Annotated in this window: 14 protein-coding genes and 2 riboswitches; of the genes, 13 read left to right on the top strand and 1 reads right to left on the bottom strand. The window is 52.9% G+C overall.

The features are described from left to right. Positions 1-265 precede the first annotated feature (265 nt). The 5 genes from guaA (at position 266) to K0T92_RS08940 (ending at position 6,900) form a co-directional block, all read left to right on the top strand. A complete protein-coding gene (gene guaA, locus K0T92_RS08960; protein WP_219872099.1) occupies positions 266-1,804 on the top strand; it encodes a glutamine-hydrolyzing GMP synthase in 1,539 nt (512 codons plus the stop codon). A gap of 340 nt (positions 1,805-2,144) precedes the next feature. Then, positions 2,145-2,819 (top strand): restriction endonuclease, encoded by a 675-nt coding sequence (locus K0T92_RS08955; RefSeq protein ID WP_246628003.1) that lies wholly within the window; start codon positions 2,145-2,147, stop codon positions 2,817-2,819. A 497-nt stretch (positions 2,820-3,316) separates the two neighbouring features. Further along, a complete protein-coding gene (locus K0T92_RS08950; protein ID WP_219872098.1) occupies positions 3,317-4,390 on the top strand; it encodes an HD-GYP domain-containing protein in 1,074 nt (357 codons plus the stop codon). A gap of 16 nt (positions 4,391-4,406) precedes the next feature. Beyond that, complete coding sequence (locus K0T92_RS08945; protein ID WP_246628002.1) at positions 4,407-5,117, top strand: Crp/Fnr family transcriptional regulator; 711 nt, start codon at positions 4,407-4,409, stop codon at positions 5,115-5,117. A 158-nt stretch (positions 5,118-5,275) separates the two neighbouring features. Further along, positions 5,276-5,376: riboswitch (purine riboswitch) on the top strand. Positions 5,377-5,508: 132 nt separating this feature from the next. Beyond that, positions 5,509-6,900: an NCS2 family permease gene (locus K0T92_RS08940; RefSeq protein WP_219872096.1), complete on the top strand. Its 1,392-nt coding sequence runs from the start codon at positions 5,509-5,511 to the stop codon at positions 6,898-6,900. Between the two features lie 48 nt (positions 6,901-6,948). Here K0T92_RS08940 and K0T92_RS08935 read toward each other — a convergent pair whose 3' ends face one another. Then, positions 6,949-12,672, bottom strand: a complete 5,724-nt coding sequence (locus K0T92_RS08935; RefSeq protein ID WP_219872095.1) for a carboxypeptidase regulatory-like domain-containing protein — start codon at positions 12,670-12,672, stop codon at positions 6,949-6,951. A 300-nt stretch (positions 12,673-12,972) separates the two neighbouring features. Continuing rightward, positions 12,973-13,074, top strand: a riboswitch (purine riboswitch). 160 nt (positions 13,075-13,234) lie between these two features. Here K0T92_RS08935 and purE point away from each other — a divergent pair. The 8 genes from purE (at position 13,235) to purF (ending at position 21,887) form a co-directional block, all read left to right on the top strand. Further along, positions 13,235-13,720, top strand: coding sequence for a 5-(carboxyamino)imidazole ribonucleotide mutase (gene purE, locus K0T92_RS08930; protein WP_219872094.1), 486 nt, complete (start codon positions 13,235-13,237; stop codon positions 13,718-13,720). After that, the gene (purK, locus tag K0T92_RS08925; RefSeq protein WP_219872093.1) at positions 13,717-14,907 is read left to right on the top strand and encodes a 5-(carboxyamino)imidazole ribonucleotide synthase; all 1,191 of its coding nucleotides are present in this window, start codon (positions 13,717-13,719) and stop codon (positions 14,905-14,907) included. The genes purE and purK overlap by 4 nt, the downstream gene beginning before the upstream one ends. A gap of 5 nt (positions 14,908-14,912) precedes the next feature. Further along, positions 14,913-16,208, top strand: a complete 1,296-nt coding sequence (gene purB / locus K0T92_RS08920) for an adenylosuccinate lyase (protein WP_219872092.1) — start codon at positions 14,913-14,915, stop codon at positions 16,206-16,208. Between the two features lie 80 nt (positions 16,209-16,288). Beyond that, positions 16,289-17,179, top strand: coding sequence for a phosphoribosylaminoimidazolesuccinocarboxamide synthase (locus K0T92_RS08915; RefSeq protein WP_219872091.1), 891 nt, complete (start codon positions 16,289-16,291; stop codon positions 17,177-17,179). A 79-nt stretch (positions 17,180-17,258) separates the two neighbouring features. After that, complete coding sequence (gene purS / locus K0T92_RS08910; RefSeq protein WP_219872090.1) at positions 17,259-17,501, top strand: phosphoribosylformylglycinamidine synthase subunit PurS; 243 nt, start codon at positions 17,259-17,261, stop codon at positions 17,499-17,501. A gap of 3 nt (positions 17,502-17,504) precedes the next feature. After that, positions 17,505-18,200 (top strand): phosphoribosylformylglycinamidine synthase subunit PurQ, encoded by a 696-nt coding sequence (gene purQ / locus K0T92_RS08905; protein WP_219872089.1) that lies wholly within the window; start codon positions 17,505-17,507, stop codon positions 18,198-18,200. Further along, entirely contained in the window at positions 18,178-20,421 is a 2,244-nt protein-coding gene (purL, locus tag K0T92_RS08900) for a phosphoribosylformylglycinamidine synthase subunit PurL (RefSeq protein ID WP_219872088.1), read from the top strand. The genes purQ and purL overlap by 23 nt, the downstream gene beginning before the upstream one ends. Beyond that, the gene (gene purF / locus K0T92_RS08895; RefSeq protein WP_219872087.1) at positions 20,406-21,887 is read left to right on the top strand and encodes an amidophosphoribosyltransferase; all 1,482 of its coding nucleotides are present in this window, start codon (positions 20,406-20,408) and stop codon (positions 21,885-21,887) included. The genes purL and purF overlap by 16 nt, the downstream gene beginning before the upstream one ends. The last annotated feature ends 13 nt before the right edge of the window (positions 21,888-21,900 follow it).

The raw sequence follows: 21,900 nt of genomic DNA, 5'->3' as shown, positions 1-21,900 counted from the left end.
GCAACCCCGCCCAACTCCAATAAACTGAGCGAAGGGGATAGTGGCCCAAAGGCCAGGCAACCCCGCCCGGCTCCAATAAACTGAACGAAGGGGATAGTGGCCCAAAAGGCTGCCACGCCACATGTAAACTCCCTCCATCGGCTGTCCGGGATCAAACCGCGATTCTGCTTTATGTAAAGTAAGTGCGAAAGCACAGCGCGTGCCTTGACTGGCTTAAACTTCAAACTATATAATGATCACATTGATTTGAGGGAGGCCCTTGTTAATGGATAAGCCAAATGAAATGATTGTTGTCCTCGATTTCGGCGGACAATACAACCAGTTAATCGCAAGACGTATTCGGGACTTGGGTGTGTACAGCGAACTGCTGCCGTACAACACGCCGGTAGAACGGATCCGTGAACTTCAGCCCAAAGGCATCGTGTTCTCGGGAGGACCGGCAAGCGTGTACGAGGAGAAGTCGCCACTCGTTGACCCTGCTATTTATGATCTCGGTCTGCCGATCTTCGGCATTTGCTACGGCATGCAGCTGATGTCCCATCAACTGCAAGGGAAAGTGGAACGCGCAGGCAAACGCGAATACGGCAAGGCCGAAGTTGATTTTGTCTCAGGAAGCCACCTTGTTCAAGGACTGCAAAGCCGTCAAACGGTCTGGATGAGCCACAGCGATCTCGTCGTGGAGCCACCAGCTGGTTTCCGCGTTGACGCAAGCACCGAGCATGCGCCAATCGCCGCTATGAGCCACGCGGAGCGCAAGCTTTTCGCCGTGCAATTTCATCCGGAAGTGCGTCACTCCGAATACGGCAACGAAATGATCCGTAATTTTCTCTATAATATTTGCGGCTGTGAAGGCAACTGGAGCATGGAGTCTTTTATCGATGATACGATTCGCGATATCCGTGCTCAAGTCGGCAACAGCAAAGTGCTCTGCGCTCTGTCTGGCGGTGTTGATTCTTCCGTTGTCGCTATGCTGATCCATAAGGCGATCGGTGATCAATTGACTTGTATGTTTATCGACCATGGCCTGCTTCGCAAGGGCGAAGCGGAGAGCGTTATGGAAACGTTCGTCGGCAAGTTTGATATGAAGGTCGTTAAGATCGATGCTAGTGAACGCTTCTTAGGCAAGCTGAAAGGCATTGATGATCCGGAGCAGAAACGCAAAATCATCGGCAATGAGTTTATTTATGTGTTCCAAGAGGAATCGGAGAAATTTGATGATTTTGAATTCCTCGCTCAAGGAACGCTCTATACGGATATCGTCGAGAGCGGAACTGCTACAGCTCAAACGATCAAGTCGCATCACAATGTCGGCGGACTTCCTGAAGATATCAAGTTCAAGCTCGTTGAACCGCTCAAAGCGCTGTTCAAGGACGAGGTTCGCAAGGTCGGCGAAGAATGCGGTCTGCCAGCAGAAATCGTTTGGCGCCAACCGTTCCCTGGACCTGGACTGGCTATCCGCGTTCTAGGCGAGGTAACCGACGAGAAGCTGACGATTGTCCGTGATTCGGATGCCATTCTGCGTGAAGAAATCGCCAAAGCAGGCCTGGATCGTGAGATCTGGCAATATTTCACCGCACTTCCTAACATGAAGAGCGTAGGCGTTATGGGCGATGCCCGTACGTATTCGTACACGGTCGGTATTCGCGCAGTCACTTCCATCGACGGCATGACAGCAGACTGGGCCCGCATTCCATGGGACGTGCTTGAGAAAATCTCCGTTCGTATCGTCAACGAAGTCGACAACGTCAACCGCATCGTCTACGACGTAACGTCCAAGCCGCCTGCTACGATCGAGTGGGAATAGGTCGGGTATGATTGATGATGTTAATCGCTGACAATCCTTGTTACATAAGGATTGTCAGCATTGGCGACATTGAAACCCCACGTATACCTGCAACAATAGAGTGCAAAAAATTACTCTCTTTTATCTGCGTGGTTTAGCAAATAGAAGGGAGTTTTTTATGACTAAAATCAAGGAGAGATATGACACAGCTTCATATCAAAAAAGTGCATACAGGAGCGACAACGCGAGGGAACAGGTGGAACTTCTCAAATAGATCACATAGTAGTTTCAGTATATATACGGCATCTTCGGTATTGGTTCGAAAAATTATCGCGTTGATTTGAAGTGGAGGTAGAATCGCTTGGGTATATTTTTAATATTAATTTTTGTAGTAATCTTGATCGCTGGATTATTCGGCTACAAGATTCACAATAAATCGAAAAACGAAAGTCAGTCATTACCAGAGAATCATGATTTGAAAGCAATTAGCATTACTGATATTGACAATATGCTTGATGGTTCTGAATTTGAATTATATCTGTATAGGTTATTTATTGAATTAGGCTATTCTGGAGTATACAAAACGGTGGGTAGTCGTGATTTTGGAGCGGATATTGTATTTACTGATCGTCAGGGCATTAGAAACGTAATACAGGCGAAACGTTACTCTGTAGACAATCCCGTTGGCATAAGTGCGGTACAGGAAGTTTTCTCGTGCATGCGATACTACAAAGCTAGGAAATCAATGGTAATAGCTACAGCAAGATTCACAGAAGCATGTGAAACGCTCGCCGGAATTAACCATGTAAAGCTGTTAGATCGTGCTGATTTAATAAAAATCATAGAGGAATTCAAAAGAGATGATATTCAAGCTGTAAAGGATGTGATTGAAACAGAGCCGCGCATGATTTTGGAGTCATGGAGTGAGTCGACGAATCCTGTCTTGCATGAAATTCGCAAGGACTATAAAGCGGAGAGATTTGTAAAGAGAGTAATGGGAAATAGAAACGGTGAAAAGATGCCTCCAAACCACTAAAAAGTGAGACTGGAAGCATCTTTTTCAATAGTATAGGGGGGAATTAGTGAGGACTCTAGTGTTTTGAAGGCAGCGTGACGTAGTAAGAAGCCTGCGAATGTGCATGAATTTCGGTTACAAGACGCCATAATGGTACAATTCCTGCGATCATGCATGAATTTAAGAAAAAATCGGCCGCTAAGGGGAAATAAAGGTGAAATACCTGCACTCTGGCAGGCATTTGCTCTTCAGTAGGCCAAGAACTCGATAATACCTGCACTTTGGCAGGCATTCCCCATACAACATTCCACATCGTACCGCTTCTTAAAGTGGGAACCGAGATTTCCAAAAAGGACTTTCGGGACAGCCTCTTTTTTCATGAAGAAATATGTCGAATTTAACCCTGTCTTTAACAGAAATTTATCATTTTATGTAGCCATGGTCACAGAAAATGGTTATTTTCCTATGTTAAAATCACTATGAAGTCAGACTTTAGAACTATTTATGGAGTGATGGACATGAGTTATATTCCTGTTAAGGCGTTGGTTGATGGTGATCGTCTGGGCCAGCATGTATACAGCAGCGACGGAAGGCTTGCGCTCGCTAAAGGCATCGTTTTGACGAGTAAGCTGATTGAAGGCTTGTACAAGATCGGCATTAATGAGGTTGATATCGATAATCGCCGGGACAATGAAATTGACGTGAAGGATACGGCGAATGATGGGGATTATGGCTATATCCGTTCGCTGCGCGAAAATGCGCATGAGGTGATGAAATCGGTATTCAGCGAGGTGGCGCTGAAAGGCACGTTCAACAGCGGGCCGGTCACCCGGCTTGCGAATGAAATTGCCCGCCGGTTCGGCAATGATCTGGAATCTTCCGTTCAGATGAAGGAGCTGCGCGAACCGGATTCTTATCTGCTCTCGCACAGTATTAATGTGTGCCTGCTCGCTGTGCTAACTGCACACAAGCTCAATTATTCTGAGGAGCATCTGCGTACGGTTGCAATCGGCGCGCTGCTGCATGATATCGGATATGTATCCCCGGATGCTGCCAATCCTGCGCTTGATCATCCGAAGGTTGGCTTTGACCTCTTGCGCCGGAATCATGATATCCCGCTGCTGTCGGCCCATATTGCGCTTCAGCACCATGAGCAGATCAATGGAGCCGGCTTCCCGCTCGGGATTCGCGGCGAGGCATTCCGCCAATCCGCCCAGATTGTTGCGATTTCCAATGATTTTGATCATTTCATTAATGAAATCGGCATGAATCGTCTCCCGCATGAAGGGATTGAGTACGTCATGTCGAAAGTAGACACATCCTACGATATTGAGGTTGTCCGTGCATTTATTAAGTGCATTACACCGTATCCCGTTGGAACGGTTGTCAAACTTTCGAACGGCATGACTGGCAGAGTATGTGCTGTGGACGAAAACTATCCAACAAGGCCGGTTGTCGTCATGCGTGATGGCGATATGCGAATCGACCTGATGAAGATGAACTCGATCATGATCAAAGAGGTTGTGCTGAACGATGAGACTGCTCGGTGCAAGGAGATCGATCGGCAGCCGGTGCTTAGTGGTGTACTTTAATTAGGAGTTGATGGTGTTGACCAAAAGTAATGTAAAGGTCGATACGGCGAAGCTGCAGGCGACGATCCCTTTCTTCAATGAACTGGATGCCAATGTGGTTGATCGTATTCTGCCTTATATCGTGGAGAAGACGTACAGGAAAGGCGCGATTATCTTCCTTCAAGGTGATGCTGGCGATGAAATCTTTTTTATCCGCTCCGGCGCTATTAATATTTATACGTTTGAAGGTATGAAGAAGGTTGTGTTTGCTTATTTGCGCGAAGGAGATTATTTTGGCGAGATGGCGCTCATTAAGCCAGGTCTTGTACGCTCGGCAACTGCGGAAGCGATGGCGACTACGAAGGTGCTGACTCTGCGGAGAACGGATTTCGAGAACTTAATTGAAGCGAATCCACGGCTCGCCATTCATCTGCTGGACTACACGATGGAACGTCTTAGGCAGGCCAACCAGCAGGTCTATGATATGACTTTTCTCAATGTTCGAACACGTATTGTGAAGAAGCTGGCCACTGTCTCGAATTCCCCCGGCAGCAAACAGCGCTCAGAAGCGCCTGTGGAATGGAAGGTTACCCATCAGCAATTGGCTGAAATGGTTGGGGCTGTACGCGAGACGGTGTCGAAGGTACTGCTTGAGCTTCAGGAGGAAGGATTAATTGAAACCCGCAATAAGCTGATTATAATCCCCGATCCGAGTCAACTTCAGAAAAAACTGCTCCTTGAGTCATAAGGGCACTCTTCCTCTAACGCACACAAAAATTTCCTGGTCATAAGCGGATTGTTGTATTGTATTACTGGATTAAAAAGGATTAAATTACAATGAAGCCAATCGAATTGTTTATTACATATTGACGTATTGTCGAACCCTCTTTAGAATGATGTTTGATTATCGTTCAAACTGCATCTTTTCGTATAATCTCAAGAATCGGCTTGGGAGTCTCTACGAGGTCACCGTAAATGATCTGGCTACGAAAAACAGGAAGAGTGGATACGGCTACGGTCCGTCGTATGCATATTTTTCTTGTTTGACGCGGAACCTAGGAGAGAATGCTCGTAGCGGCATTATTTCTTAGGTTTTTTGGTTTGTTCTGAACACATTTTTTTGGGGAGGCAATAAAAGAATGGAGCGTTTCTTTCGTCTGAAGGAACACGGAACAAATGTAAGAACAGAAATTATGGCAGGTCTCACGACTTTCATGACGATGGCCTATATACTTGCCATCAATCCCGGCATTCTTGGAGGTGCCGGACTAACCGCGTACTCGGTGTTTCTTGCTACTGCGCTGGCTGCCGGTATATTCACGATTGCTATGGGATTGTTCGTCAATTTCCCGGTAGCGCTTGCTCCCGGCATGGGATTGAACGCTTATTTTGCCGCAACGGTATTGGCATCGAATGGGACGATTACGCCTTCTATGGCACTGACTGCTGTATTTATCTCGGGTATTATCTTCATTATTCTAACGGTGACGCAAATCCGGCAAATGCTGATTACTGCCGTTCCGGAAAGCCTGAAGCATGCGATTACGGTAGGTATCGGCTTGTTCATTACGATTATCGGCTTGAAGAACAGCGGTGTTCTGACGGTTGCGGTCGAGAATAAGGTTACGGATATCGAGAAGGGCGTTTTCACGGATGTGCTCGGATTTGAAACGGTCTTCCATATGGGGGATCTTGCGAACCCAAGCGTATATTTGACGCTGGTCGGACTGCTGCTTATTGCCGTTCTTATGGTGCTTCGTGTGCCGGGAGCGATTCTGTTCGGCATTATCGGTACGACGATTGTCGCGATTCTTACAGGCGATGTTGATGTGAGCAAAGGGCTGGAGGGCCAAACGTGGCTGCCGGATTTCAGCCAGCTTAATTTCTGGAACTTTGACTTCGCAGGCGTGTTCGAGGTAGGTCTGATCTCCGTTATCGCAACGTTCACTTTCGTGGAGCTGTTCGATACGTTCGGTACGCTGGTCGGAACTGCGCAGCGTGCCGGATTCATGAAGGACCCTGAAAAAGGGAAGAAGCGGATCGGCAAAGCGATGTTCGTGGACGCAATCGGAGTCAGCGGCGGCGCAATGCTTGGGACAAGCACGGTTACTGCATTCGTCGAAAGCTCGGCGGGTATCGCTCAGGGCGGACGTACCGGCTTAACGGCAGTATCCGCAGGCTGCGGCTTTCTGGCCGCGCTGTTTCTGTGGCCGCTTATTTCTCTTATTCCCGGCTCGGCTACTGCTGCAGCGCTCATTATTGTCGGCGTGCTTATGATGCAGTCGGTGAAGGAAATTGACTTCTCCGATATGGTCTATGCGATACCGTCATTCCTGACGGTTGCGCTAATGCCCTTCACTTATAATATTGCGAACGGCATTTCATTCGGTATTGTGTCCTATGTTGTGCTTGCAACCATTGCGAATGCAACAGGCAAAGGGGAGCAGAGCAGCTACAAGATCCACTGGCTCATGTGGGTGTTGGCGATCCTTATCGTTGCCCGCTACGGCTTCCTTGGCAGCGCAGGTTAAAATGATAGCGAAGAAGACAGCGCTGGACCGGCGCTGTCTTTTTTTTGTCTACTCCTCATCCTCATCCAGCAGGACGACATCAAGGATGGTCGTTCCACCGCTGGGAATCGCCGGTGTCCGTACGGCTGTTTGCTTGCCGGGGAAGGAGAACCTCGCACTTATTATTTCTGCGGATAGATTCGTCAGCACATACTGCCCCTGTGCGTTGCTAATGATTTCGCGGATCAAAAGCTGCTCCGGCGTTACAATCTCAGCCAACGCCTTGAACAGGGGCTGCCCGGCTGTGTCGCGGATCGTTCCGCGCAGTGTGCCGAAATGAACGTTAAGCTGCAAGCCCGCTTCAGCAGCAGAGCTGCCGGAGGCGATATGGACGCCTCGGGCGCTAGAGCCGTACAGCGGAGATGAAGCTGTCAGGGTGTAGCTCGCAGGCCCGAGTCCATCGATCCGGAAACGGCCTTCTCCGTCGGTGACGGCGGTTTGCAGCGGAGTGTTATTGACGCTCTCCAGTGCGCTGACGATTGCCCCGGGAATGGGCTGAGCGGTCTGGTTATCCAATATTACGCCGGTTATTGTGGAGGGAGCGCCGTCTAATTTGACATTTGCCTGAGGCTGCTGGCCCGCATGGACGGAAACAAACTCGGTATTAATCTGCTTGCTCTCATTGGATACGACAGCAGTCTGGTTCGTTCCTGGCGCGCTTGGGATTGTGTATTCCCCTTTATTATCGGTGACGCCATTGCCGCCTATAACACCATTGTCATCAACGATAATGACAAGCGAGTCGGGAAGAGGTGCGCCGCTGGCCTTATCTGTCACTATGCCGCCAATGGAGGTTGTGGCCTGCTGCAGCCTGATGATAACGAATGACTGCTGTCCCGGTGTTACTGCTGCGGAGGTTTGTTCGGATACGAATCCTTGCAAGGAAGCGGTGAGGACATAATTCGCTGCTGGCACCTCGCCAAGATCGAATGAGCCTCTATTATCGCTCAGCATAGTCTCGAGCACTGGTCCGAAGTTGTTGAAAGGCCTGAGCGCAAGGCTGACTCCCCCGAGCGGAGCTTCGGTTGCGCTGTTAATGACGATGCCGTTAATACGGCCGGGCAGCCGGTCGAGCGCGAAGCTGTAGCGGGTAGTCTGGTCAGAGACGATATCGAACCCGCCGATCTGGTTGGCATAGCCGTTCGCGCTGGCGATAGCCGTATAAGCGCCTGGAGCCAGATTGCTGTACAAGTAGCTGCCGCCCGTACCGCTAACAATGGATGCGGCAAGTATGCCTGTAACCGCATCATAGATGCGAATGGAGCCGCCCGCCAGATTGGCGCCGTCAATGAAATCGCTAAGGAATCCAACCAACCGGCCGGGATTCGGCGATAAGGTGAAGCTGGCGCTGACGGTTAGTCCGGGCCGCGTTACTGCTGCCTGCGTATCGGTTCCAAAGGCCGGAGCCGAGGCGGATAAGGTCAAATTGCCGGAAGGAAGACCCGGCAAAATAAAGCTGCCGCGCTCATCGGAGGAAGTCGTCTCCAGCGGAATGCCGTAAATATCATAGCTGTTAATAAGCGCTCCTGAAATCGGATTACCCGACAGAGCATTTCTCACTGTGCCTGTAATGACGGCAGGCTGAAGGGTCAGCACAGCATGGACTGGCGTTGTAAGCCCGTTGGCAATGGTTACACCGGTGGAAAGCGAGGTGTAGCCAGGCGAGACGACAGTGAGAATATATTCGCCCGGTGTGAGATTGGAGATAAGGAAGTTGCCGTCCGAGTCGGAGAATTGGGTTTCCAGCAAAGCCCCGTCTATAGTGTAGAGCTTGATCTCCGTGTTGTTGGCTGTAATGCTCATTCCTTTGGAATCTGTAATTCGTCCGGCTAATTGTCCGAATGCAGGAAGGAGCGCAATACTGGCGCTGACGGTTTCATTGCTGATGACGACCGCTCCAACCGTATTTGATGCGAAGCCATCGGCTCTTGCGATTATGGTGTAGGTACCAGGCTGAAGACCGGTGAACAGGAAGTTTCCGAATGGACTGGTGGATACGGAGGCGATGGAAATTCCTGATGCGTTCAAGATCCTTATCTCCACATCCGCGCCGCCAATCGGCTGCCCTGTAACGCTGTTCGTTATTTGCCCGCTAACCGCTCCCGGATCAGGAATGAGAATAAGATCAAGACCCGTTACCTGCTCTCCGGGAGCTAGCGCAGCGCCCCGGATTGCATTGCTGAAATTCGGGGCAGAACCGATGACGGAGAGTGTTCCGGCCGGCAAGTTATCAATGAAATAAGTTCCGTCTGCGGAGGATTGCCCTATGCCGCGTATAGACTCGTTGCCATTGATGATTTTGACGACTGCAGGCGGAATTGGGCTGCCTGCCGGATCTGTAACTCTACCGGAGACGCTCCCCGGACCTGCGACAAGATGGATCGCCGTATTAATAATTTGTCCGGGCAATACAGCTGCGCCGGCAATATCCGATGAGTAGCCTTGCGCTACTGCGGTCAGGAAATAGGATCCCTCCTGTATGCTGATGAACTGGAAGGCGCCATTCGCGGCTGAAATCGTCGAGGCAATTTGCACATTATTGTTATTGAACAGCTGGATGACTGCTCCGGCTACCGCAGGCTGGACGACACCATTAATCGTGCCTGGATTGGGCTGCAGCGCAAAATCAACGGGGGTGATGGAATTGGAATTTACAATGCCCCCGAAAGTATTGCTCTGGTAATTGCTTGCTTGGGCAATAACGGAATAATTGCCCGGAGACAGACCGGAGACACGGAAATTGCCGCTGCTGTCGGTTATAGTTGACCCGGTGAGAAATGTATTCTGGTCGAGGATGTTAATCGCAGCGCCAATAATGCCTGCTCCGGTTATGCTGTCAGTCACGCGGCCCTGAATGGCGCCAGGATCGGGCAGCAGTACCAGGGACAGGGTGGAGCTTGCTGCAGCTCTAACCATTGTTGTTGCCGCGGCGGTCTGGAAGTTGCTTGAAGAAGCAAGAATGGTGTAGGTGCCGGGGGCCAAATTATCAACTTCGAAGCGGCCGTTCGGATCGGTGAACAGGGAGAACACCGTTATGCCGTTGGCATTCGTTACACGGATCTCCACGGCAGCTCCGAACACGTGCGTGCCGCCAGCCTCTGTAACAGTTCCTTGAATGATGCCGGGACTGGGCGCAAGGGAGAAATCATGTCTGGCGATCCCGTCCGAGCTTACCTGGACTGCTGCGAACTGATTCTGGTAGCCGTCTGCGGATACGGCAGCGATATAATTGCCGGGCTGCAAATTATTCACGATATAGGTTCCGTCGACGGTTGAGATAACCCGAGTTAGAATGACCGGTCCGCCATCAACATTGTTCTGGATGGCAACAAGAGCCCCGGCAATGGGATTTCCTGAGCCGTCTCTGACGATGCCTGTAATCGAGCCGGGGTTGGGCGTCAGACGGATATTGACGGGAGTCGTCTGGGAAGGCTCGATGATGACGCCGAGCGTTTCGCCGCCGAACCCATCCGTTCGGGCGGACAGAATGTAAGTGCCGGGAGAGAGATTCGGTATGATATAGGAGCCGTCCTCCTTCGTATTGACGCGCCCGACAATAATATTGTTGGAGAACATACGAATAACCGTATCAGGCAGCGGGGTGCCGCCGAGATCGGTCACAATGCCCGAGACAGCCCCGGCCAAGCGGGCAAGCGCAATAGAGACATTCGATACAGTGCCGGCGGTAACGGTTGCGCCTACAGTACGGGAGGCATAGCCTTCCTCAGCGAAGACGAGCGAGTAGCTGCCCGGGCTGAGCGATGTAACGGTATAGCCCCCTGCGGCGTCTGCCACGGCAGTCTGAACGGTCAAGCCTTCGGAATTAAATACCCGAATGCTGGTGCCAGGCAGCGAAGCTCCAGTATCGATGTCAGTAACGGCGCCTGTAAGACCGCCAGAGTTGGGCGAGAGGGCCGCATTGACGATTGTCGTCCCTCCTGCAACGATCTGGAACCCGATAACCTGGGTTATAAAGCCGGCATCGGTAATGCGCAGCCGGTCATTGGTTGCCGGGGCCAGTGTATCGATCCGATATGAGCCGAGCGCATCGGTTAGAGCGGTGGCGAGCACGTTGTTGCGATTGTCCAGCGCTTCCACCAGCACATTCGCCAGCGGTGCGCCTCCCGTGCTTGTAATCGTGCCGGCAACCGCTCCTGGGTTGCTCTTCAGCGCGAAGTTCAGCGTCCTGGTCTCGGCGGCGCCAAGCGTGACGGGCACATCCATGTGCTGAAGGTTGGCGGCTGATGCGCTGACCCGGTAATACCCCGCAAGTAGCCCGGTCAGCGTATATTGGCCTGTGGCATTTGTGGTGGTCTGGGCAATAGGAACGCCAACCCAATTGGTTACATTGATAGCCGCATTCGCAACGGGAGCGCTCGTATCCGCATTCGTAACCGTTCCTTGTACCGTTGCAGGCAATGGCTGGAGGAAGGTTTGGATGGTTGCAGCAGCAGTGCCGGTAACTGCGGCTGCAGCCGTTTGATTCTGGTATCCGGCGAGGGAGAGCGTTACCTGATAGGAGCCAGCGGGCAGATTAGGGAAGGAGAAGACCCCGCCATCACCTGTGACAGCCGATCCGGCAGCGGTATTGGCCGGGAGGCTGACAAGCTGAGCCGTCACACCGGTAAGGGGGAGGCCCGTGGCTTTGTCCAGCACGGTTCCATTGATGCAGCCGGTCGCAGTTACGGTGACTGTTGCGGTATTGGTTACAGCCGCCAGCTGTCCGCCGGTGAACAGATCTGTGCCTGTCAATGTTTTGGTATCCAGCGTGCGGACTCCTGCTGTATTGAATATGCCCTGGGTCGTATAGGCAAGGGTCGCGGATGCTCCGGCGCCGAGATTGCCAATATTCCATGTCAGCGTATTGGTTGTAGCCGAGAATACAGTGGTGCCGGCGGACTTCTGCGTCACAAGGAATGTAATGAGCTTGTCGAACAAGAACGGGGCATTGACGAAGATCGTCGAGGCGCCGCTGAGGCCGGTATTGGAGACGGTAATGGTGCCGCTCACAATAACGGGCTGACCCGTTGTTATGCTTGCAGTTCCGCTGGCTGCTGTCTGGGTGACGGTTAATTTGGCGCGTATGTCTCCGGCGGCAATCGTAAGCGGATCTGAGAAGGCCGTACTGAACAGCGTGCCGCTCCCGATTGTATCTTTATTGAACTTATTGCTGTTGGCCGAGGTGAAGAAGGTAAAGCGAAGCGCTGTCTGATCTGTAATTTTCAGCTGGGAGAAGAGGGTTGTCTTGTCGATGAAGAAATCGATAAAATAATCGGCATCGCCGCCGAAGCTGGAGCCATCCTCCGTCGGCTTGGCCCGTGCGAGATCATAGTTGACGATCGGGCGGCTGACCGCTATCTGCGAATCTTCGAGATCGTCGTTCTTGGAGCTGCCGCCGCTGAAGCTGTTCGTGCCGGGGTTCGGGTTCTGAATCAGGTTGATCTGGCTGCGCTTGCCGTTGACGATAAGTGCCCATTCATAGGCAGAGGGGTTGTTGTCCGTATCGAACAGCACGCCCCAGATGAAGTTCTTGAAGGCAGATTGGGCTCGCGGATCGGCATTCAGGCGGATGCGAAAATATACATTCGTACCGTCGTAAGCATAATAGACGGCAGGATACTGGCTGCTGCCGACAATATCGGTCTCATCCGGGGATACATCCTTGACCGGATCCGATACCGGCGCACCTTGCAGCAGCACAGGGACAAACTGACTGTTGCTCGGAAAGGGCATTGGATTCCTCCTTTTCATAAATTGAGAGTCTCTAACGCTTGCTGGAGTACGCACAAGGGTCTGTCTCCCCGAATGGAAACGGGAAGATGGGCGCAAGCTAAAGTTCATATTGGTTTAGAATATGCAGGAGCTTCATGGCAGAAGAACAGCGGACCGTCAGGAATGAGTGCTTTATAACGGTTTGCGGAGGATGAAACTGCTTGCAAAAGCGAACTTTAATATGACATGAGAACAAAACGTTCGTATTTAAGTTGACATTGACGGGCTCAATTGAGTAAACTGAGAGAGGTAAAGTCGCTTATTGACTAATGAGGTTTTTCTCGTATAAATTCGGGAATACGGCCCGAAAGTATCTACCCGAAAACCATTAATTTTCGGACTACGAGCATGAATAGGGAAATCAGGTTGTCCCGGACCGGGGCAACCTTCGCCTGTCTTTAGGTGATATTGTTCCCCTATCGTTCGTGTCCAGCGGCAGTCTTCCGATTTAGAAGGGTGCTGCCGGGCTTTTTCTGTTTTTTATGAATTTTTACATTCTCTATATAGAAAGTGGGTTTGATGCATGTCAGTGGAAGTGGGCGTCATCATGGGCAGCAAGTCAGATTGGGAGACGATGAAGTTGGCCTGCGACGTTCTGGATGAACTGCAAATTCCTTATGAGAAGAAGGTTGTTTCGGCGCATCGCACGCCGGATCTGATGTTTCAATATGCGGAATCCGCCGCATCCCGCGGGTTGAAGGTTATTATTGCGGGAGCTGGAGGAGCCGCTCATCTGCCCGGCATGGTCGCTGCGAAGACGATTCTGCCGGTTATTGGCGTGCCCGTCAAGTCCTCGAGCTTGAGCGGGCTTGATTCGCTTCTCTCCATCGTGCAGATGCCGGGAGGAATTCCTGTAGCTACTGTTGCGATTGGCAATGCAGGGGGCACGAATGCGGGGCTTCTGGCAGCCCAGATCATCGGAGCGTTTGATGCGGACATTCAAGCGCGCGTGCAGGCGCGGCGCGACCGCATTCAGCAGGAAGTGCTGGAAAGCAGTGAGACGCTATGAGTGAAGCGGACAAGCTTGGAGCGGGAGCAGCGGCGGCAGCCAAGGTCATTCTGCCCGGCGCGACCGTAGGCATACTTGGAGGCGGACAGCTGGGGCGGATGATCGCGAATGCGGGCAGCGCGCTGGGCTACCGCTTCATCGCGCTTGATCCCACGCCCGATGCGCCGTGCGGACAAGTTGCGGAGCAGATTATTGCCGGGTACGACGACCGGGAAGCAGCAAGGGAGCTTGCGGACAGAGCAGATGTCATCACCTATGAGTTCGAGAATGTGGACGCTGGTGTTGCCGCTATGCTGATGGAGCAGTCCTACGTGCCGCAGGGCAGCGAGCTGCTCTATACGACGCAGCACCGGCTCCGCGAGAAGCGGGCCATTGAGGCGGCGGGTGTGCGGGTTGCGCCGTACAGCGAGGTTGCCAGCAAGGACGAGCTCAGGGCGGCAGTCGCGAAATTCGGCGTGCCCTGTGTGCTCAAGACAGCTACAGGCGGATATGACGGCAAGGGCCAATGGGTCATCCGCAGCGAATCGGAGATCGACGAAGCGTTCGACACATTGGATAGGGCGCAGACTCAGCTTGTGCTAGAGAAGTTTATACGATTTGACAAAGAATTATCCGTTATTGCCGCAAGAAGCCCGCAAGGAGAAATCCGGACCTTCCCGGCAGCGGAAAATATACATGTGGACAACATCCTGCATCTGTCGATTGTTCCGGCAAGGGTGGAGGATCGCATTCAGCGGGAGGCGGAGCGTCTTGCCGCACGTATTGCGGAAGGGCTCGGAGTAGTCGGCCTGATCGCAGTCGAGCTGTTCCTGACAGCGGACGGCGAATTGTTCGTCAACGAGCTGGCGCCCCGTCCGCACAATAGCGGTCACTATACGATGGAGGCTTGCCGCACCTCGCAGTTCGAGCAGCATGTCAGAGCGGTATGCGGTTTGCCGCTGGGCGATACGTCGCTGCTGACGCCTGTTGTGATGGTGAATGTGCTGGGCGAGCATATGGAGCCGCTGCTGGAGCGAATGGCGGCAGTGGATGAGACGGCTGAGCGTCTTGGCGTAGCGCCGAAGGTGCATTTATATGGGAAGCATGAAGCAAAGCATAAACGGAAGATGGGGCATGTGAACGTGCTGGCGGCCGATGTGGACGCAGCGCTGGCCTGGATCGCCGAAACGAACATTTGGAGGGTATAAGACGCATGTTAGAACGTTATAGCAGACCGGAAATGAGAGCGATTTGGACGGAAGAGAATAAATTCAAGGCGTGGCTTGAAGTCGAGCTTTGCGCATGCGAGGCATGGGTGGAGCTGGGAGTTATACCGCGCGCGGACGTTGAGGCGCTTCGCAGCAATGCAAGCTTCAATATCGACCGGATTAATGAGATCGAGCTGGAGACGCGCCATGACGTTATCGCCTTTACCCGCGCAGTCTCCGAGACGGTTGGACCAGAGCGCAAATGGGTGCACTACGGCCTGACCTCGACGGATGTCGTCGATACGGCGATGGGCTACCTGCTTCGCCAGGCGAACAGCATTCTGGAGCAGGACATCGTCAATTTCATCGAGATTCTTCGCGGCCAAGCGGTTGCTTACAAGGATACAGCGATGATGGGCCGTACGCATGGCGTTCATGCGGAGCCGACGACGTTCGGTCTCAAGCTGGCTCTCTGGTATGAGGAGATGAAACGGAATCTGGAGCGCTTCAAGCATGCGGCGAGTGGCGTTCAATTCGGCAAAATCTCCGGCGCGGTCGGCACGTACGCGAACATCGATCCTTTCGTAGAGGAGTTCACCTGCCGCAAGCTCGGCATTACGCCTGCTCCGATCTCGACGCAAACGCTGCAGCGCGACCGCCATGCGGAATATATGGCGACACTGGCGCTTGTCGCTTCGTCGCTTGACAAGTTCGCAACCGAGATTCGCGCCCTGCAGAAGAGCGAGTTCCGCGAAGTGGAGGAGCCTTTTGCCAAAGGCCAGAAGGGCTCGTCGGCAATGCCGCACAAACGCAACCCGATCGGCTGCGAGAACATCTCCGGCCTGTCCCGCGTTATTCGCGGACATATGATTACAGCTTACGAGAACGTACCGCTGTGGCATGAGCGCGATATTAGCCACTCGTCCGTTGAACGGATTATTTTACCGGATGCGACGATGCTGCTGAACTACATGCTGAATCGTCTCGGCAACATTATCAAGAACCTTCAGGTATTCCCTGAGAATATGAAACGCAACATGCAGCGCACGTTCGGCGTGCCGTTCTCCGGCCGCGTCCTGACGAAGCTGATCGATAAAGGTTTTGCCCGCGAGCAAGCATATGACACGGTTCAGCCGCGTGCGATGCAGGCTTGGGAGGAGCAGCGCCAATTCCGCGAGATCATTGAAGCTACGCCGGAAATTACAAGCGTGCTGTCCGCTGAGGAGATTGAGGACTGCTTCAATCCATCCTGGCATCTCAAGCATGTGGACACGATCTTCAAACGTCTTGAACTGATCTAATAGACTGGTTGTTTGACTGCAATTGACTGAGATAACAAGCTTCATGGCTGCAGCCGCAGCAGGGAAGGGAGCATTTAATAATGGCCGCAATTGCTTTATCCTCCGCCGTTGATTATGTCAAGGCACCGCTGATTTACAAAGGAAAGGTGAGGGAGCTGTACGATCTGGGCGAGCACTATCTGATCGTGGTGACCGACCGGATCAGCGCGTTCGACTATGTACTGGACCCGGCTGTGCCGGAGAAGGGGAATGTGCTGAACCGGTTGTCGGCATTCTGGTTCGAGCAGACAGCGGATATACAGCCGAATCATGTTATTCATACCGATGTTGCGAAGCTGGGGGATATCATTACTGAGCCGGAGCTGCTGAAGAACCGGATCATGGTAACCAAGAAAGCAGAGCGGATCGACATCGAGTGTGTGGTGCGCGGCTATATCACGGGCGGCGGCTGGAGACAATACGAGGGAACGTCGGCGATTAACGGCATTGAGCTGCGCGCCGGAATGCGCAAGAACGAACGGTTCGATGCGCCTCTGTTCACGCCTGCCGCCAAGAATGATGTCGGGCATGATGAGGATATTCCGTTCGAGCGCATGGCCGAAATGATCGGCGCCGGGCTTGCCGAGGAGCTGCGCGAGCGCAGCATCAAGCTCTATGAGTTTGCCCGTGCTTACTGCGAGGAGCGGGGCATTATTCTGGCGGATTGCAAGTTTGAATTTGGACTTATCGACGGCAAGGTTATTCTGATCGACGAGATTTTCACACCGGATTCCTCACGCTTCTGGGCCAAGGAGAACTATGCCTACGATATCGAGATCGACAGCATGGACAAGGAACCGGTTCGCACCTATCTTGCCGGTTCTGACTGGGACAAGAACAGCAAGCCCGACCCATTGCCTGCTGAGGTAGTCGAGGAAACAACCCGCCGCTATCTGAACATCTTCGAGCGCTTGACCGGCTCGTCTCTATAAAGCAAGGCTGATTCACCCGCGGGGCAAGCAAATATGCCTCGCACCCTATCCAAAACATTTTCAGGAGGCGACACCCCCAATGAAAGCAACGGTTTACGTGACGATCAAACAAAACGTGCTTGACCCGCAAGGAAGCGCTGTTCAAGGCGCGCTGCACACGATGGGCTTCGAGGAAGTAGGCAAGGTGCGCATCGGCAAATATTTGGAGCTTGAGCTTGATACGACGGATCGTGCTGAGGCGGAAAACAACCTGAAGGCGATGTGCGAGAAGCTGCTCGCCAACACGGTTATTGAAGATTACCGTTTCGAGTTGGAGGGATAAGCGATGAAGTTCGCGGTAATCGTATTTCCAGGCTCCAACTGTGATATTGATTGCTACAAAGCGGTTGAAGAAACGGTTGGGCAGCCGGTTGATTATGTCTGGCACACGGCAACTGATCTTTCCGCTTATGACGCTATTCTGGTGCCGGGCGGCTTCTCCTATGGGGACTACCTGCGCTGCGGCGCAATCGCGCGTTTTGCTCCTGTTATGAGCGAAGTGGTCAAAGCAGCAGCGCAAGGCAAGTACATCCTCGGTATTTGCAACGGATTTCAAATTCTTACGGAAGCGGGCCTTCTCCCTGGCGCTCTGCGCCGTAACGAAGGACTGAAATTCCGCTGCCACAGCACACTGCTTGAAGTTGTCAACAACGGCACAGCGTTCACCAATCAATATGCGCCGGGCGAAATCATCGATATTCCGATCGCGCATGGCGAAGGCAACTACTACTGTGATGAAGCGACTTTGGCAGAGCTTAAAGCGAACGGTCAGATCGTATTCCGTTACAAAGCGGGCGCGAACCCGAACGGATCGATTGAAGATATTGCAGGTATTAGCAACAAAGCGGGCAATGTGGTTGGCATGATGCCGCATCCTGAGCGCGCAATTAGCCAGATTCTTGGCTCGGAAGACGGCAAACGGATGTTTACCTCGATTTTGAATGCATGGAGGGAAAAGAATGGCGCAGCAGTTAACGGCTAAGGAGCCGACAGCAGAACAAATCGCGGATCAGAAAATTTATCAGCAATTCGGTGTAAGCGACTATGAATTCGAGCTTATTTGCGGATTTCTCGGTCGCCTGCCTAATTATACGGAGATCGGTGTATTCAGCGTTATGTGGTCGGAGCATTGCTCGTACAAAAACTCCAAGCCAATTCTGAAGAAGTTCCCGATCACTGGCCCTCGTGTTCTGATGGGACCGGGCGAAGGCGCGGGCATCGTCGATATCGGCGACAATCAAGCCGTCGTATTCAAGATCGAATCGCATAACCATCCGTCGGCGGTTGAGCCTTTCCAAGGTGCGGCGACAGGCGTGGGCGGCATTATTCGCGATATTTTCTCCATGGGTGCTCGTCCGGTAGCGCTGCTCAACAGCCTTCGTTTCGGACGTCTGGAAAATGAACGCGTCAAATATTTGTTCGAGCATGTGGTTAGCGGAATCGCTGGCTATGGCAACTGTATCGGTATCCCAACCGTTGCGGGCGAGGTTATGTTCGATGAGAGCTATGAGGGCAATCCGCTCGTAAATGCGATGTGCGTCGGCTTGATCGACCATGATAAAATTCAGCGCGGTGTCGCTAAAGGGGTAGGCAACCCGGTATTTTACGTTGGTCCAGCAACAGGCCGCGACGGTATCCACGGTGCGACGTTCGCATCAGTTGAGCTGTCCGAAGAATCAGAAGAGAAGCGTACCGCGGTACAAGTCGGCGATCCGTTCATGGAGAAGCTCGTTATGGAAGCGACACTTGAGCTGATCGATTCCGGCATCGTGCTCGGTATTCAAGATATGGGAGCAGCGGGTCTGACTTGCTCCAGCGCGGAGATGGCATCCAAAGCAGGCAATGGCCTTGAGCTGTACCTGGATGAAGTGCCTCAGCGTGAAACGGACATGACGCCGTACGAAATGATGCTGTCGGAGTCGCAGGAGCGCATGCTCTTCGTTGTCGAGCCGCAGCATGAAGCGCAGGCGAAAGAAATTTTCGACCGTTGGGGCATCATCTGCGCCAAGGTTGGTAAAGTTACGGACGACGGACGTCTGCGTCTGTTCCACAAAGGCGAGCAGGTGGCTGATATGCCGGTTACTGCGCTCGTTGACGAATGTCCGGTGTATGACAAGCCGTCCAAGGAGCCTGCTTACTATGCGGAGAACGGCGCGATCGACACGACTGCTTACGCGGAAGTTGGCGATCTGACGGATGCATTGAAGCAAGTTCTTGCTTCGCCAACAGTAGCGAGCAAGGAATGGGTATATAGTCAATATGACTACATGGTTCGCACAAGCACAGCCGTTCAACCGGGCTCGGATGCGGCGGTCGTAACGATTCATGGCACGCGCAAGGCGCTTGCGATGACGACTGACTGCAACGGCCGTTATGTTTACCTTGATCCAGAAGTAGGCGGACGTATTGCTGTTGCAGAAGCTGCCCGTAACATTGTCTGCTCCGGCGCTGAGCCGCTGGCGATTACGGATAACCTGAACTTCGGCAATCCGGAGAAGCCGGAAGTGTTCTGGCAGCTGGAGAAATCGGCTGACGGCATGTCCGAGGCTTGCCGCGTGCTGGACACGCCGGTTATCGGCGGCAATGTCAGTCTGTACAACGAGAACGCGAAGGGTGCTATCTACCCGACGCCGGTTATCGGTATGGTCGGTCTCGTGCATGATGTGGATCATATTACGACACAAGGCTTCAAGGCTGCGGGAGATATTATCGTCCTGCTTGGGGAAACGAAGCATGAATTCGGCGGCAGCGAGCTTCAATATGTGCTGCAAGGCAAGTCTGAAGGCCGTCCGCCAGTGATCGATCTGGCAGTGGAGAAGAAGCTGCTGAACACCGTGCTTGCTGCTATCCAGCAAGGTCTGGTTGCTTCGGCGCATGACCTGTCCGAGGGCGGTCTTGCAGTGGCATTGGCGGAATCGTGCATCAGCGGCAAGCTGGGCGCCGAAGTTAATGTTGCGACATCGCTTCGTGCGGATGCGGCGCTGTTCAGCGAATCGCAATCGCGTATTCTGCTCTCGGTTAAACCTGAGCAAGCGGACAAGCTGATCGCTCACCTGAACGAGCAGGGCGTACCGAATGCGCAGATCGGCGTTGTAGGCGGAGACGGACTGACCATCAACATCAATGGCAAGCCGGGCGTTAGCGCACCGGTAGAACAACTGGAGAAGGTCTGGAAGGATGCGATTCCATGTCTGATGAAGTGAAGCAGCTGAAGCATAAGCTGTGGACTGGCTCTCATTACAATGAGGGCATTGGCCGGGACGACATTTTTGATAAATTGCGTGAAGAGTGCGGTGTATTCGGGGTGTTCGGCATCCCGCATGCCTCGTCGCTTGGTTATTATGGCCTGCATGCGCTGCAGCATCGCGGGGAAGAGAGCTCCGGCATGTGCTCCGTGGACTCCAAGGATGGCAGCTTTAACTACCACCGGGGCATGGGGCTCGTGAAGGAAGTGTTCGATCAGGAGCGTCTTGACGGTCTTCCCGGTGATCGTGTCATCGGCCACGTTCGTTATTCGACAGCGGGCGAGAGCAAGCTTGCCAACGCGCAGCCGCTAGTGTTCAAATACCGCGACGGCGATCTCGCTGTTGCTACGAACGGCAATATTGTGAATGCGCCATCGATTCGCCGTGAGCTGGAGATGCAGGGATCGATCTTCCAGACGACGAGCGATACCGAGGTTATTGCCCATCTGATTGCCCGCTCCAGCAAGGACTTCGTCAGTGCGGCGAAGGAAGCTTTGCAGCGCATTATCGGCGGCTTCGCTTTCTTGATTATGACCAACGACAAGCTGCTTGTCGCGTCTGATCCGCATGGGCTTCGCCCGCTCGTCATGGGCAAGCTGGGGAGCGGCTATGTATTTGCCTCCGAGACTTGTGCGCTGGAAACTTGCGGTGCCGTCTATGAGCGTGATGTCCAGCCCGGCGAGCTGCTGATTCTTGATCGTGACGGACTGTTCGAGGATCGTTATGCGCCAATCGAGCGCCGCGCGACATGCGCGATGGAGTATATCTATTTTGCCCGTCCTGATAGTGATATTAATGGCATTAATCTGCATTCCTCGCGTAAAAGAATGGGTCAAAAGCTGGCGCTGGAAGCCTTTATTGACGCGGATGTCGTTACAGGCGTGCCGGACTCGAGCATCTCGGCCGCAATCGGCTATGCGGAGCAAACAGGCATCCCGTACGAGCTTGGGCTGATCAAGAACAAGTATACGGGCCGGACGTTCATCCAGCCTTCCCAGGAGCTTCGCGAGAAGGGTGTCAAGATGAAGCTGTCCGCAGTCCGCAAAGTGGTCGAGGGCAAGCGTGTCGTCATGATCGATGATTCCATCGTTCGCGGCACCACAAGTCTGCGGATCGTGAACATGCTTCGCGAGGCTGGCGCAACGGAAGTGCATGTGCGGATTACATCGCCGCCATTCGCCAACCCTTGCTACTATGGCATCGACACGCCGGACCGCAAGGAGCTGATCGCTTCTTCGAAGACGGTGGAGGAAATCAGGCAGGCAATTAATGCGGATTCGCTATATTTTCTAAGTCATGAGGGACTTATCGATGCGGTCGGCGGCAATGACGGCGCGTTCAACCGCGGCATGTGCCTGGCCTGCTTCGATAATGACTACCCGACACTGATTGACCCGAATTCGGAGAAAAGCTGCAGCTGTTAAAGCGTAAACCCTT

The sequence above is a fragment of the Paenibacillus oenotherae genome (genome assembly GCF_019443105.1).
Taxonomy (GTDB): Bacteria; Bacillota; Bacilli; order Paenibacillales; family Paenibacillaceae; genus Paenibacillus_Z; species Paenibacillus_Z oenotherae.
This window is presented reverse-complemented; position numbering and strand designations above follow the sequence as displayed.

Excerpts from the sequence above, each read along its gene's own strand:
- guaA (WP_219872099.1), top strand. The coding sequence starts at position 266 with ATGGATAAGCCAAATGAAATGATTGTTGTCCTCGATTTCGGCGGACAA.
- K0T92_RS08950 (WP_219872098.1), top strand. The coding sequence starts at position 3,317 with ATGAGTTATATTCCTGTTAAGGCGTTGGTTGATGGTGATCGTCTGGGC.
- K0T92_RS08940 (WP_219872096.1), top strand. The coding sequence starts at position 5,509 with ATGGAGCGTTTCTTTCGTCTGAAGGAACACGGAACAAATGTAAGAACA.
- K0T92_RS08935 (WP_219872095.1), bottom strand. The coding sequence starts at position 12,672 with ATGCCCTTTCCGAGCAACAGTCAGTTTGTCCCTGTGCTGCTGCAAGGT.
- purE (WP_219872094.1), top strand. The coding sequence starts at position 13,235 with ATGTCAGTGGAAGTGGGCGTCATCATGGGCAGCAAGTCAGATTGGGAG.
- purK (WP_219872093.1), top strand. The coding sequence starts at position 13,717 with ATGAGTGAAGCGGACAAGCTTGGAGCGGGAGCAGCGGCGGCAGCCAAG.
- purB (WP_219872092.1), top strand. The coding sequence starts at position 14,913 with ATGTTAGAACGTTATAGCAGACCGGAAATGAGAGCGATTTGGACGGAA.
- K0T92_RS08915 (WP_219872091.1), top strand. The coding sequence starts at position 16,289 with ATGGCCGCAATTGCTTTATCCTCCGCCGTTGATTATGTCAAGGCACCG.
- purS (WP_219872090.1), top strand. The coding sequence starts at position 17,259 with ATGAAAGCAACGGTTTACGTGACGATCAAACAAAACGTGCTTGACCCG.
- purQ (WP_219872089.1), top strand. The coding sequence starts at position 17,505 with ATGAAGTTCGCGGTAATCGTATTTCCAGGCTCCAACTGTGATATTGAT.
- purL (WP_219872088.1), top strand. The coding sequence starts at position 18,178 with ATGGCGCAGCAGTTAACGGCTAAGGAGCCGACAGCAGAACAAATCGCG.
- purF (WP_219872087.1), top strand. The coding sequence starts at position 20,406 with ATGTCTGATGAAGTGAAGCAGCTGAAGCATAAGCTGTGGACTGGCTCT.